At 73.7% G+C, this 12980-nt stretch carries 11 protein-coding genes; 3 read left to right on the top strand and 8 right to left on the bottom strand.

Annotation, left to right across the window (positions count from 1 at the left end; translation table 11 throughout):
• Positions 1-16: 16 nt before the first annotated feature.
• The gene (gene hutU / locus ACIBEC_RS22700; RefSeq protein ID WP_360495355.1) at positions 17-1684 is read right to left on the bottom strand and encodes a urocanate hydratase; all 1668 of its coding nucleotides are present in this window, start codon (positions 1682-1684) and stop codon (positions 17-19) included.
• Positions 1685-1903: 219 nt separating this feature from the next.
• Here hutU and ACIBEC_RS22705 point away from each other — a divergent pair, with 219 nt between their 5' ends.
• Positions 1904-2806, top strand: a complete 903-nt coding sequence (locus tag ACIBEC_RS22705) for a Uma2 family endonuclease (protein ID WP_360495352.1) — start codon at positions 1904-1906, stop codon at positions 2804-2806.
• Positions 2807-2858: 52 nt separating this feature from the next.
• On the opposite strand, the gene ACIBEC_RS22710 is transcribed toward ACIBEC_RS22705, so the two are convergent.
• A complete protein-coding gene (locus tag ACIBEC_RS22710) occupies positions 2859-3728 on the bottom strand; it encodes a MurR/RpiR family transcriptional regulator (RefSeq protein WP_360495349.1) in 870 nt (289 codons plus the stop codon).
• A 236-nt stretch (positions 3729-3964) separates the two neighbouring features.
• On the opposite strand from ACIBEC_RS22710, the gene ACIBEC_RS22715 reads away from it, so the two are divergent.
• Positions 3965-4390 carry a hypothetical protein gene (locus tag ACIBEC_RS22715; protein WP_360495346.1) on the top strand — a complete coding sequence of 142 codons (426 nt, stop codon included), beginning with the start codon at positions 3965-3967 and terminating at the stop codon, positions 4388-4390.
• A gap of 59 nt (positions 4391-4449) precedes the next feature.
• Here the strand turns inward: ACIBEC_RS22715 and hutH are convergent, their stop codons facing one another.
• A complete protein-coding gene (gene hutH / locus ACIBEC_RS22720; protein WP_360495343.1) occupies positions 4450-6027 on the bottom strand; it encodes a histidine ammonia-lyase in 1578 nt (525 codons plus the stop codon).
• A gap of 109 nt (positions 6028-6136) precedes the next feature.
• Positions 6137-7333 carry a macrolide family glycosyltransferase gene (locus ACIBEC_RS22725; protein ID WP_360495340.1) on the bottom strand — a complete coding sequence of 399 codons (1197 nt, stop codon included), beginning with the start codon at positions 7331-7333 and terminating at the stop codon, positions 6137-6139.
• A gap of 98 nt (positions 7334-7431) precedes the next feature.
• Between ACIBEC_RS22725 and ACIBEC_RS22730 the strand changes: the two genes are divergently transcribed.
• Positions 7432-8052 (top strand): TetR/AcrR family transcriptional regulator, encoded by a 621-nt coding sequence (locus ACIBEC_RS22730; protein ID WP_360495337.1) that lies wholly within the window; start codon positions 7432-7434, stop codon positions 8050-8052.
• On the opposite strand, the gene ACIBEC_RS22735 is transcribed toward ACIBEC_RS22730, so the two are convergent.
• The 4 genes from ACIBEC_RS22735 to ACIBEC_RS22750 form a co-directional block, all read right to left on the bottom strand.
• The gene (locus ACIBEC_RS22735) at positions 8024-8380 is read right to left on the bottom strand and encodes a hypothetical protein (protein WP_360495334.1); all 357 of its coding nucleotides are present in this window, start codon (positions 8378-8380) and stop codon (positions 8024-8026) included. The genes ACIBEC_RS22730 and ACIBEC_RS22735 overlap by 29 nt on opposite strands.
• 242 nt (positions 8381-8622) lie before the next feature.
• Positions 8623-10458, bottom strand: coding sequence for a diguanylate cyclase domain-containing protein (locus ACIBEC_RS22740; RefSeq protein WP_396288719.1), 1836 nt, complete (start codon positions 10456-10458; stop codon positions 8623-8625).
• Positions 10459-10757: 299 nt separating this feature from the next.
• Complete coding sequence (locus ACIBEC_RS22745; protein ID WP_360495331.1) at positions 10758-11873, bottom strand: adenylate/guanylate cyclase domain-containing protein; 1116 nt, start codon at positions 11871-11873, stop codon at positions 10758-10760.
• 173 nt (positions 11874-12046) lie between these two features.
• Positions 12047-12940, bottom strand: a complete 894-nt coding sequence (locus ACIBEC_RS22750; RefSeq protein WP_360495328.1) for a biotin--[acetyl-CoA-carboxylase] ligase — start codon at positions 12938-12940, stop codon at positions 12047-12049.
• Between the last annotated feature and the right edge of the window lie 40 nt (positions 12941-12980).

The raw sequence follows: 12980 nt of genomic DNA on the forward strand, positions 1-12980 counted from the left end.
TGTTCGAAACCGGAGGTCACAGCTCACCCATCGGGACGCGGACCCCGCGCTCGGCGGCGACCTCGGTGGCCCGGTCGTAGCCGGCGTCGACGTGCCGGATGACGCCCATGCCCGGGTCGTTGGTGAGCACCCGGCGGATCTTCTCCCCGGCCAGCGCGGTGCCGTCGGCGACGGTGACCTGGCCGGCGTGGATCGAGCGGCCGATGCCGACGCCGCCGCCGTGGTGGATGGAGACCCAGGAGGCGCCGGAGGCGACGTTGACCATGGCGTTGAGCAGCGGCCAGTCGGCGATCGCGTCCGAGCCGTCCAGCATCGCCTCGGTCTCCCGGTACGGGGAGGCGACCGAGCCGCAGTCCAGGTGGTCGCGGCCGATGACGATCGGCGCGGACAGCTCGCCGGAGGCGACCATGTCGTTGAAGCGCTCGCCGGCCTTGTCGCGCTCGCCGTAGCCGAGCCAGCAGATGCGCGCGGGCAGGCCCTGGAAGTGCACCTTCTCCTGGGCCAGCTTGATCCAGCGGGCCAGCGACTCGTTCTCCGGGAACAGGTCGAGGACGGCCTTGTCGGTCTTGTGGATGTCCTGCGGGTCGCCGGACAGCGCCGCCCAGCGGAACGGGCCCTTGCCCTCGCAGAACAGCGGGCGGATGTACGCGGGGACGAAGCCGGGGAAGGCGAAGGCGCGGTCGTAGCCGGCCAGCTGGGCCTCGCCGCGAATCGAGTTGCCGTAGTCGAAGACCTCGGCGCCGCGGTCCAGGAAGCCGACCATCGCCTCGACGTGCGCGGCCATCGACTCGCGCGAGCGCTGGGTGAACTCGGCGGGCTTGGCGGCGGCGTAGTCCGCCATGTCGTCGAAGGCGACGCCGACCGGCAGGTAGCTGAGCGGGTCGTGGGCGCTGGTCTGGTCGGTGACGATGTCGATCGGCGCGTCCATCGCGAGCAGCTGCGGGAAGAGCTCGGCGGCGTTGCCCAGCAGGCCGATGGAGAGCGGCTGCTTCTTGTCGCGGGCGGCGGTGGCCAGCTCCAGCGCGTGGCCGAGGTCCTTGGCCTCGACGTCCAGGTAGCGGTGCTCGATCCGGCGGGAGATCCGGGACGGGTCGCAGTCGATGCAGATCGCCACGCCGCCGTTCATGGTCACGGCCAGCGGCTGGGCGCCGCCCATCCCGCCGAGGCCGGCGGTGAGGGTGATGGTGCCCTCCAGCGTGCCGTTGAAGCGCTTGTTGGCGACGGCGGCGAAGGTCTCGTAGGTGCCCTGGAGGATGCCCTGGGTGCCGATGTAGATCCAGGAGCCGGCGGTCATCTGGCCGTACATGGTGAGCCCGAGGCTCTCCAGCCGGCGGAACTCCTCCCAGTTGGCCCAGTCGCCGACGAGGTTGGAGTTGGCGATCAGCACGCGCGGCGCCCACTCGTGGGTCTGCATCACGCCGACCGGTCGGCCGGACTGGACCAGCATGGTCTCGTCCTGCTTCAGGCCCTGCAGCGTCTTCACCATGGCGTCGAAGGAGCGCCAGTCCCGCGCGGCCTTGCCGGTGCCGCCGTACACGACCAGCTTCGACGGGTGCTCGGCCACCTCGGGGTCGAGGTTGTTCATCAGCATCCGCAGGGCGGCTTCCTGCTGCCACCCCTGCGTCGTGAGTCCCGTACCACGCGCCGCGCGCACCTCACGCGGACCGCTCGCCTGCTGCACCATAGTCCCGGCCTCCTGCGGATGGATTCATTCAAGCTCTGCTCGACTGAATATAACTAAACAGCAGGGTTTCGACCAGACCCCGGAACAATCCGATCAGCCCCGGCATCCGCCGACTTGGCGCGCTAGCCTGAACGCGGCGAACACCAGCCACTCGGCCCAGCTCCAGGAGCGGAGGACACGATGACGGCCATCGGCGTGCGGCCCGGCAGACTCCGGGATGTGGCAGAGGAGATCGAACAGCGCACGGGACTTCGCGTCCAGATCATCGGAGGAACCCTGGTGATGTCCCCGCCCCCCCGCGGAAAGCACGCGGGGACCGTGCGGCGTCTGCGGGTCCAGCTGGATCCCCGGCTGCCGGCCGACCTCGCCGCCTATGAGGTGTCCTCGATCCACATGCCTGACGACGACGAGGACTATGCCACTCCGGACCTGGTCGTCCTCCCGATCGCCTGGGACGACGACGACGAGTGGCTGGCCGACCCCCACGACGTCGAATTGGCCGTGGAGGTCATCTCCACTTCCGAGCGGGTCAGCCACATCGCGGCCAAGACCAGCTGGTACGCGATCGCGGGCGTGCCGGTCCTCCTCGCGGTCGACCCCCGCGCGGGCTCCTGGACGCTCCACACCCACGCCCGCGACGGCGAGTACCAGGGCGTGCTGCGCGGCAAGTACGGCGAGCCCGTCCCCCTGCCCGCACCGCTGTCCATGGAACTGGACACCGCCGGACTGCCGCTCTACACCCCCAAGCGCCGAGCCCTTCCTTCAGGCCGCCGCGTCGCCGTCCCAGTCGATGCCGATCTCGGCGAGCCAGCGGCGGTCGGCGTCGTCGGGAGCGGGCGGGGACGGCGGGCGGGGAATGTTCTGGACGGGGCCGAGGCCGTACTTCTCGGCAGCCGCGCCGGCCCGGGCGTCGGCTTCGACGACGCCGACGTGCACGGCCGACTCGTCGCCCGGGTCGAGGACGGTCAGTTCGGGTTCGGGCAGGCGCCGCAGGGTGACGCGGCGTCCGCAGGCGGGGCAGGACCATTCGTCGGCACCAGAGGACAGGCGGGCGACGAACTTCATCTCGTGGATCACGCGCATGGGCGCACCCCCTGTAGGAGGGGATGCCCGGGTTCGTGACGGCTATTCCGGCCGCGCCCATTCCGGGCCGCGTTTGTTCCGGGAGCCGGGCTTACTCCAGGAAGAGGCCGCGCGCCGTCGCCGACTGCTCGATCGCCTCCAACCGGGCCTCGGCCCCGGGGAGTTCGTCGCACATGGCCTGCAGCAGCACCCGGCCGAGCATCATCGGCGCACACGCGGTGTCGAAGACCAGCCCGGTGCCGACGGCGGCCGGCAGCATCAGGTCGGAGAGCTTGGCGACCGGCGCGAACGCGCTGTCGGCGACGGTGAGCACCGTCAGCCCGCACTCGCGCGCCACCGTCAGCGCGTCCATCAGCTCCCGCGGGTAGCGCGGCAGCGCGAAGCAGAGCAACGCGGTGGCCCCGGCCGCGGCGGCCTGTTCCAGCCGGTCGGCGAGCATGCTGCCGCCCTCGTCCAGCAGCCGGATGTCCGGGTGCACCTTGGCGGCGAAGTACGAGAAGCCGCGCGCCTGCGCCGAGGCGGCCCGCAGGCCGAGCACCGGCAGCGGGCGGGAGGCGGCGAGCATCCGGGCGGCCCGGATGATCGGCTCCGGGTCGGCGAGGAGTTCGGCGAGGTGGCGCAGGTGCGCGATCTCGGCGAGCACGGCCTGCTGGTGCTCGTTGCGCACCGCGTCGTCCGGGGTCTCCGGCGCGGCCGGTTCTCCCCCGCCGAGCTCGCGCAGTTGCTTGCGCAGCGCCGGGTAGCCGTCGTACCCGAGCGCGACCGCGAACCGGGTGACGGACGGCTGGCTGACGCCCGCGAGTTCGGCGACCTCCACACTGGACAGGAACGGCGCCTCGGTGGCGTGCCGCACCAGCGAGTGCGCGATCCGACGCTGGGTCGGGGTCAGCCGGTGGCCCTCGAACAGCTGGAGCAGCCGGGCGGAGGGGCCGACGCTGCCGGTCTCGTCGGTGGCGGTCATCAGCGGTACCTCCGGGTGCGAGCGGTTCGGACGACGACTGTGCAGCAGCGGGCCGCGCCTGGCAAAGACGTCTCGTACGGCGGAACGCCTCGTGGGACGTCCCGGGGGTCGGACAGGAGCGGAGAGGGCCGGGGACGGTCCGCGGCTCGGGGTAACCCTGATTTGTCCCTGAGCCCGCCCGGATTCCCCCCGCGAACGGGTGGACCGGGCGGGGCCGCCGCGCCACGCTGTCCCCCATGGACACTCGCCAGGACGACCTGCGGCGCGACCTCGACGCCACCCTGCAGGCCCGCAAGGAGCTCGGCAAGGAGTACGAGGACGAGCTCGTCGACTCCTTCATGAAGCGCCTGGACGCCCGGCTGGACGCCCGGGTCGAGCGCTCGGTGGCCCAGCGGCTGGACGACTACGAGCCGCGCTCGCACCCCGACCGCCACCAGCGCCCCCGCCGCCAGGGCTGGGGCAGGCGCTCCGGCACCGGGCTCGCGGTGGCCTCGATGGCACTCGGCATCCCGCTGACGGCGATCGCCACCGACCCGTCGAGCGGCTCCGGTTTCGCCGGTCTGCTGGTCTGCTGGGCGGGCATCGTCGGGGTCAACGTCGCCGCCGCGTTCGGCGATCGCCGCCACCGCGAGGAGCGCCGGCCGCGGGGCGACTGGGACTGAGTCCCGGTCACCCCGCGCCGAGGGGCGTCGGACGGCAGGCGCGTCCGACCGCGGGTGCGTCAGGCCAGCGGGCCGGTGACCTGCTCGACCGCGCGCACCAGCTCGCCGGAGGCGACCAGCACCGCGGCCGCTTCCAGGTCCGGCGAGAGGAAGCGGTCGCGGCCGGCGCCGCCGACCCCCGCCTCCCGGGCGACGGCCAGCGCGGCCGCGGTGGCCGGGGCGATCCGGCCGGCCGAGTCGGCCTGCTGACGGATCTCCAGCGCGCGGGCGGCGGCGGTGAGTTCGACGGCGAGGATCCGGCCGAGGTTCTCGACGGCCTGGCGCAGCTTGCGCGCGGCCGACCAGCCCATCGACACGTGGTCCTCCTGCATCGCGGAGGACGGGATCGAGTCGACCGAGGCCGGGACGGCGAGCCGCTTGTTCTCGCTGACCAGCGCCGCCTGGGTGTACTGGGCGATCATCAGGCCGGAGTCCACGCCCGGGTCGTCGGCCAGGAAGGCCGGCAGGCCGTGCGAGCGGGCCTTGTCGAGCATCCGGTCGGTGCGGCGCTCGGAGATCGAGCCGAGGTCGGCGGCGGCGATGGCGAGGAAGTCCAGCACGTACGCGACCGGGGCGCCGTGGAAGTTGCCGTTGGACTCCACCCGGCCGTCCGGCAGCACCACCGGGTTGTCCACCGAGGCGGCCAGCTCGCGGGAGGCGACCAGCCGGGCGTGGGCCAGGGTGTCGCGGCCGGCGCCGGCCACCTGGGGGGCGCAGCGGATCGAGTAAGCGTCCTGGACCCGCGGCGCGTCGTCCTGGTGGTGGCCGGTGAGGCCGGAGTCCTTGAGGACGGCCAGCATGTTGGCGGCGCTCAGCGCCTGGCCCGGGTGCGGGCGGATCGGGGCGTGCAGCTCGGGGGCGAGCACCTTTTCGGTGCCGAGCAGCGCCTCCAGGGTCATCGCGGCGGTGATGTCGGCGGTGGTGAACAGCCGCTGCAGGTCGGCGATGGCCATCACCAGCATGCCGAGCATGCCGTCGGTGCCGTTGATGAGGGCCAGGCCCTCCTTCTCCAGCAGCTCGACCGGCTCGATGCCGGCGGCGGCGAGCAGCTCGGCGGCGGGCTTCTCCACGCCGTCCGGGCCGGTGGCGGTGCCCTCGCCCATCAGGACCAGCGCGCAGTGCGACAGCGGCGCGAGGTCGCCGGAGCAGCCGAGCGAGCCGAACTCCCGGACCACCGGGGTGATGCCCGCGTTGAGCAGGGCGGCCATGGTCTGGGCGACCAGCGGGCGCACACCGGTACGGCCGGAGGCCAGCGTCTTCATCCGCAGGAACACCAGCGCGCGAACCACTTCGCGCTCGACCACCGGGCCCATGCCGGCGGCGTGCGAGCGCACCAGCGACCGCTGCAGCTGCGCGCGCAGCTCGGGGCTGATGTGCCGCACGGCGAGCGCGCCGAAGCCGGTCGACACGCCGTAGACGGGGCGCGGCTCGGCCGCGAGGGCGTCGATCCGGGCGCGGGCGGCCGCCATCTCGGCCTGCGCGTCGGGACCGATCTCGACCCGGGCGTTGCCCCGGGCGACGGCCAGAACGTCCTCGGCGCTGACGTCGGCCTTGCCGACCAGGACCAGCGGAGCGTCGGGGGCCACAGCACTGTGCATATCCATATACACCATCACATCAGGTGAATGAGAATATGACAACAGGTGTTCGCCATCCGGATTCTCCTTCGCCCGGATCCGCGCCGCACGCGGCGGCCCCCGTCCCGGCTCACCTCAGCTCCGCCTCGATCAGGTCGGCCGCCCGGGCGGTGCCGCCCTCGGCCCGTCCGGCGGCGGACAGCTCCCGCAGCCGCTCGGTCACCGCTGGGTCGCCGACCAGCTCCAGCAGCGCCGCGCGCAGCGCCTCCGGGGTGGCCCGGTCGGTGTCCAGCCGACGGGCGACGCCGAGTCCCACCAGCGCGTCCGCGTTGGCGAACTGGTCGACGGCCTGCGGCACCGCGATCATCGGCACCGCGTGGAACAGCCCCTCGCTGGAGCCGCCCATACCCGCGTGGGTGACGAAGGCGTCCGCCTGGGCGAGCACCGACAGCTGCGGCACCCACCGGTGCACCTCGACGGTGTCCGGCACCTCGCCGAGCTCGGCCAGGTCGGTGTGCTCGCCGACCTGCAGCACCGTGCGCCAGCCCGGCAGGTCGCCGAAGGCCTGGACGCAGGCCCGGTAGAACGCCGGATGGTGGGTGAACGCCGAGCCCAGCGAGACCAGCAGCACCTTCTCGGCGCCGGCCGGCCGCTGCCACTCCCCCTGGTGGGCCCGGTCGCCGAAGCAGGGCCCGACGAAGCTGAAGCGCCGGTCGTCGACCCGGTCGGCGTTGGGCTGGAGCGCGCGCGGGACGAGCGCGACGCACCGCTCCGGGCGGCCCTTGAAGGCCTCGACGTCGCGCTCCACCGTGCCGGCTTCGGCCAGCCACTCGGCGAACCGCCGGTAGTGCTCGGGGCCGCCCGGGCCGTTGCGGGTCGCCTCGAAGACCTCGGCCAGGTCCTCCTCGATGCCGTCCCAGCCGACGAAAGTGGACGACAGCTGCACCACCGGCACGCCCAGCCGCTCGCCGAGCGCCCGCCCGGCGAAGCCCGCGATGTCGTAGAGCACCAGGTCGGGGCGGTCGCCCTCGAAGGCCTCCAGCATCGCGGACCACATCGACAGCGTGTCGTCCAGGAACACGTCCTGGATCGCCACCGGGTCCTCCGGCCAGCCGCCCGGGTCGTCCGCGAGCGGCAGCTTGGTCGGGTAGGGGACGAAGGCCGCGCCGGTGGACTCGACGATCTCCCGGAAGGACGGGTCGTTGACGTAGCTGACCCGGTGGCCCCGGGCGACCAGCTCGGTGATCACGGCGAGGCTGGGGTTGACGTGCCCGTGGGCCGGGACGGAGGCCATCAGGATGCGTGCGGGGCGTGCGGGGCGGGTCATGGGCACCTCCGGAACAGCAGATGAGACGAGACGGACCGTCTCGCAAGAGCTTGAGAAGACAATACGTCTCGTCTCGTCATTGCGCATAGACTTTTCCCATGACATCCGGAACCGCCCCCGATCCGGCCCGCCGCAGCGAGCGCGCCCGCACCGCCGTCCTCGCCGCCGCCGCCGAACTCGTCGCCGACGTCGGCTACCGCAAGCTGACCATCGAGGCCATCGCCGCCCGGGCCGGCGTCGGCAAGCAGACCATCTACCGATGGTGGCCCTCGAAGGGCGCCGTCGTCTTCGACGCCTTCCTCGCCGGCAGCGAGTACGAGGGCAGCCTCGCGCTCCCCGACACCGGCGACCTCGCCGCCGACCTGCGGACCGTCCTGCGCCCCACCACCGACGAACTCGCCGACCCGGCCACCGACCGCACCTACCGCACGATGATCGCCGAGATCATCACCGACCCCGCGCTGCACGCCGACTACCGCACCCGCCTCCTGGACCCGCTGCTGGAGGTCACCCGCGACCGGCTGCGCAGCGCCCGCGAGGCCGGCCAGATCGCCCCCGACACCGATCTCGACCTGGCCGTCGAACTCGTCTACGGCCCGCTCTACTACCGCTGGCAGTACCGGCTCGGCCCGCTCACCCACGAGCACGCCGACCGCCTGGTCGACGCCGTCCTGCGGGCCCTCAACCCGCCTACGACTGCGGGCGGTTCGAACGCCTGACCCACAGGACGACCAGGAGGGTCATCAGCAGGACGGCCAGCAGGACCGTGGTGAACCACCCGAGAAAGCCGTGGAAGAAGCCGTGGAGGAAGCCGCGCTTCACCTTCACCTTCGTCTTCGTCTTCGTCTTCGACTTCGATTTCGACCCGGAGACCTGGATGATCCGGTGCACCCGAGCCCCGTCGCGCACCCGCGGCACCGCCGGCGCCGTCCGCACCGCCCCCGCCGTCCCCACCACCGGCACCGCCGACGCCGGAGCGGCCACCACCACCCCGCCCCCGAGCACCAGCATCCCGGCCACCGCCGCACCCACCAACCGTCTGCCCACGACCGCCCCCGCTCCCGCTCGACCGGCCACCTACCCTCCCACCGCCCCACCCGGCCACGGCACCCCCGGCCCCCAACCGCGACGCACCCGCGACCCACCGGTCACCAAACCGGCACACGACAGCGGCGGACCACCGAAGACGGCCTCGGCACCCCCGCCCGGGGCTGCCGTACGCGCCGTCAACGGGCAGCCACGTCATCAGTGGCGACCGAAGCACGCTCCCGCCGAAGCCGCTTCCCCGCTCAGACCACCGGCGGTGAGGCCGCGCCGGCCAGGGAGACGGCGACCAGGGCTCGCATGGCGCAGGCGGCCTGGCCGAGGGGGAGGGTGGCGTCGTCGGCGAAGAGTTCGACGAGCCAGCCGCCGGCCGGGTTCTGGCCGCCGGCGGCGACCATGCCGCGGTAGCCGGAGACGACGAGCATGGCTTCCTCGGCCGGGTCGTTGCCCACGGCACCGGCCCGGAGGGCGAAGGCGCCGCCGCGGACGGCGCGGCGGGTCATCGGGTAGTGGCGCAGGTCGAAGACGGCGTCGGGGGCCTCGATCTGGGCGCGCTGGGTCTCGGCGCGGGTGCTGCTGGGGCCGCTGGTCATCCGGTAGACGGCGTGCTGGGCGGTGCGCATGAGGTGGGAGCCGGGCGGGACGTACGAGATCCACCAGCCGACGGCGTCGAGCAGCCGGGCGGAGGTCTCGGCGACGACGGCGAGTTTGCCGAGGGTGTCGGCCGGGTGGACGGCGCGGGCGGCGGCGGCCTGGTCGAGGGCGGTGAGGACGGCGGTGAGCAGCTGGCCGGGGTCGGCGCTGTGGGCGGCGCCGCGGAACCGCCGCCGGTCGCCGGCGCCGGCCCGTCCGTTCGCGCCGCGCCGCCCGTCGGCCCGGTGGTGGGGGTCGGCGGCGTCGGCGAGCAGCACGGTGGGGTCGGGCGAGAAGCCGGGGCCGTGGCTGCGTCCGGCGACCACGGGGTGGGCGGCGCGGGCGGCCTTGGCCCGGTACTGGGCGGCGTCGGCGAGCCGGAAGAGCCGGTCGGGGGTGGTGACGGGCCCGATCGAGTCTCCGGTGGAGGCGACGCCGCAGGCCACGCCCTCGCCCTCGGACAGGGCGAGCGCGCGGGCGCACAGCTCCTCGGCGACGGCGACCACTTCGTCGGCCTTCTGCCCTTCCACGAGCAGGCAGAACTCGTCCCCGCCGAGCCGGGCGGCGAGGCTGCCGGGGAGTTTGGCGGCGGCCAGCGAGAGCTGGTGGGCGAACCGTTCCAGCAGCCGGTCGCCCATCTCGTGGCCGAGCTGGTCGTTGACCCGCTTCAGCCCGTTGACGTCGCAGACGACCAGCGAGACCACGGTGTTGTCCCGGTTGTGCGCTTCCAGCGCGCTCTCCAGCCGGGCGTCGACGGCGCGCCGGTTGGCGAGGCCGGTGAGCGGGTCGGAGAAGGCGAGTTTGCGCAGGTCGGCGAGGCGCTCGGTCTGGGCGAGTCCGGCCGAGACCTGGGCGGCGAGCAGGGTCGCGTGGTCGGCGTCGGCGTCGGTGAACTCGGGCATGCCGATCGACCGGGCGAGGTACAGCTCGCCCCAGGCCTGCCCGTGCAGCACGATCGGCGCGACCACGCAGCAGGCCCGCCCGCGCCGGCGCAGCGCCGCGGCGCGTTCCTGGCAGTACGCGCCGGCGGTCGGGTGCGCGTGGCCGGTGTGCGGTTCGCTGCTTTCGGCGCTCTGCAGCCAGGCGCGCGGCAGGCGCCCGGTGGTCCAGCGTTCCTCCAGGTACGTGACGATCTCGGGGAAGTCGGCGACGGGGTAGGACTCGTCCTCGGGCAGTTCCTCCTCGCCGGGGGCGAGGTCGCCGTGGTTGACCAGGACCCGCAGCCGGCCGGATTCGCGGTCCCAGACCGAGACGGCGGCCATGGTGGCGCCGAGCGCCTCGGTGGCGCGGGTGGCGGCGGCCCGGACGGCTTCCAGCGGGGTGAGCGCGCCGGCCATGTCCTGGGCCAGCTCGACCACGGACTGCAGTCTCAGGTCGGGCAGCGGGTCGCGGTGCCGCGAGCCACCGCAGTCGCAGCCGCGGTCCGTCATGATCGCCTCACTGCTCACCGGCTCGCCTCGCTCCCTGTGCTCGGTCCTGCCGGACCCCCGTCGGCCGGGCGCACCCGACCGGCCGCTTGCACCAAGACTATGGCGCTTTCGCTCGGTTATGCCCCGTTTGCCCGGATGGACCCACGCCAGACCGTACGGGTTTCAACCGTTCGGCACCCGGAGACGGCCGACGGAGCCCTTCCCGTGCCCCCGGCTACCCCGCCTACGGCCGGCTATTCCGCCACCCCGCCCACGGCCGGCTACGCCACTCCACGATCGGCTACCCCCGCACACGGCCGGCTACGCCGCTACTCCGCCTACAGCCGCCGGGTGAGCAGCCACGGTTCGACGAGCCCGAGCCCCCGCACCGGCCGCCGCCACATCGGCTGCAGGTGGAAGCGGGCGCCGGTGTCCGGCGCGGGCATCGGCAGCCCGGAGGCGGGCATCCCGGCGGCGGCCGACAGCGCCTCGGCCAGGCCTGGCCCTTCCGAGTCGGCCGGGGCGACGCTGCCGTTCTGCTCCAGCGCGGCGGCGAACTCGCCGTCGATCAGCACCGCGTCCTTGGGCGCGATCGAGGTGAGCCGGCTGGCCAGGTTGACGGTGGTGCCGAAGACATCGCCCATCCGCGAGGTGACCGTGCCGAAGGCCATGCCGACCCGCAGCGGCGGGATGGCCTCGTCCCCGGCGAGTGCCTCGACCAGGCCGAGCGCGATCTCGGCGGCGGTCGCCGGGTCCTCGGAGACGTAGAGGATCTCGTCGCCGAGGGTCTTGATCACCCGGCCGCCCTGGCCGACGATCAGGTCGGAGCAGGTGTTCTCGAAGGTCTCGACGAGTTCGCCGAGCTCCTCCTCCTCCAGCCGCCGGGACAGCCGGGTGAAGCCGACCAGGTCGGCGAAGCCGACGGCGAGCCGCCCGCTGGTGATCTCGTTGTCCTCGGCGGCCTGCACCACCCGGCCGGTGACGGCGGCCAGCTGGCGCCGCCAGACGTACACCAGGAACTGCTCCAGTTCCGGCAGCAGCAGCTCGACCAGCGGGTAGGCGACGTCGGCCCGGGTCAGCCCGGGCTCGACGGACTGGGTGAGGTTCTCCAGGAAGGTGTCCATCTGCCAGCCGGCCAGCCGGGCCGTGGTCTGGCCGGTGGAGCGGGCGACCTGGATCGCCATCGACTCGCTCAGCAGCCCGGACTCGACCAGCCCGGCCAGCCGCCGCAGGGCGATCACATCGCCGTCGGTGAGTGCCCGGGACTGGCCGATGTCGGGGAAGCCCATGGCACGCCAGAACCGGGTGGCCAGCTCCATCGGGACGTCGGCGGCGCGCGCGGCCTGGTACGGCGTGTAACGGCGTGGCGCGTCCAGGATCAGGCGTTCCAGTTCGAGCGCGACCGTGGGGTCGTGGCTGCCCGCCGTCGCGCCGCTGCTGCCGTCCTCTGCCACCGGTCCGTCCCCGTGCGGTCGCCGCACTCGCCTCGTGTCCTACCTGTCCGGGCCCGCCGCCCGCCACCCGGGCGGGCAGTGGCGCGCCTCACACCGTTGCCAGGTGGAATGTTCGCACGGAATCGCCGGATCCGGGGCATCCGCCCGAGTCAAGGAGAAGTGAAGACTGCCGTTCAGCGGGGTTCGGGGCGCACGTGGACGACGTCGCCCGCGCCGACCGCCCGGCGTGCACCGTCGGGCGTACGAACCACCAGCCGCCCGTCGCCGTCGATCGCCACCGCCTCGCCGGTCAGCTCGGTGTCGCCGGGCAGGTGGACCTTCACCTGGCGGCCGAGCGTGCTGCAGCGGTCCACGTAGGCGCGCAGCAGGTCGCTGGTGTGCGGGTCGCCGGCGGCGGCCGTCCACTCGCGGTACAGCCCGGCGAGTTCGCGCAGCAGGGCCCGCAGCAGGGTGCTCCGGTCCGTGGTGGCGGCGCCGGCCAGCGCGAGCGAGGCGGCGGTGGGCACGGGCAGCTCGTCGGCCCGCAGCGAGACGTTCAGGCCGAGCCCGACGACGACCGCGCCGCCCGCCAGCTCGGTGAGGATGCCGCCGACCTTGCGCTCCGCGCCGTCGATCTCCACCTGCAGGTCGTTGGGCCACTTCAGCCCGACCTCGACCTCGGCGACCCGGCCGAGCGTGGCGGCCGCGGCCACCCCGACCAGGATCGGCAGCCAGCCGTAACACTCGACCGGCACCTCCTCGGGACGCAGCAGGAGCGACAGGAACAGCCCGGAGCGGGCCGGGGCGGTCCACTGCCGGTCCAGCCGGCCGCGCGCGGCGCTCTGCGCCTCGGCCACCAGCACCGCGCCCTGGGCGGCGCCGGCCTTGGCCCGGGCGGCGAGGTCGCTGTTGGTGGAGCCGGTCTCGGTGACGACGTCCAGGGAGGTCCAGAGGCCGCCCGGGACGAGCAGGTCGTGGCGCAGCGCCTTCTCGTCGAGCGGCGGACGGTCCAGGTCGGTCCAGGGCGACGGTCCGGTGTGGCCGAAGCCGCGCAGTCCGCTGCGGCGGGGGGTGTCGGGGGCGTCCATGGGGGAAACCCTAGGTGGTGGGTGCCGGCATGGGACGTAG

The sequence above is a fragment of the Kitasatospora sp. NPDC051164 genome (assembly GCF_044455625.1).
Lineage (GTDB): Bacteria > Actinomycetota > Actinomycetes > Streptomycetales > Streptomycetaceae > Kitasatospora.

Bases quoted from the DNA above. Each gene is read 5' to 3' on its own strand.
- hutU (WP_360495355.1), bottom strand. From the start codon at position 1,684: ATGGTGCAGCAGGCGAGCGGTCCGCGTGAGGTGCGCGCGGCGCGTGGT.
- ACIBEC_RS22710 (WP_360495349.1), bottom strand. From the start codon at position 3,728: ATGACCGCCACCGACGAGACCGGCAGCGTCGGCCCCTCCGCCCGGCTG.
- ACIBEC_RS22715 (WP_360495346.1), top strand. From the start codon at position 3,965: ATGGACACTCGCCAGGACGACCTGCGGCGCGACCTCGACGCCACCCTG.
- hutH (WP_360495343.1), bottom strand. From the start codon at position 6,027: ATGCACAGTGCTGTGGCCCCCGACGCTCCGCTGGTCCTGGTCGGCAAG.
- ACIBEC_RS22725 (WP_360495340.1), bottom strand. From the start codon at position 7,333: ATGACCCGCCCCGCACGCCCCGCACGCATCCTGATGGCCTCCGTCCCG.
- ACIBEC_RS22730 (WP_360495337.1), top strand. From the start codon at position 7,432: ATGACATCCGGAACCGCCCCCGATCCGGCCCGCCGCAGCGAGCGCGCC.
- ACIBEC_RS22750 (WP_360495328.1), bottom strand. From the start codon at position 12,940: ATGGACGCCCCCGACACCCCCCGCCGCAGCGGACTGCGCGGCTTCGGC.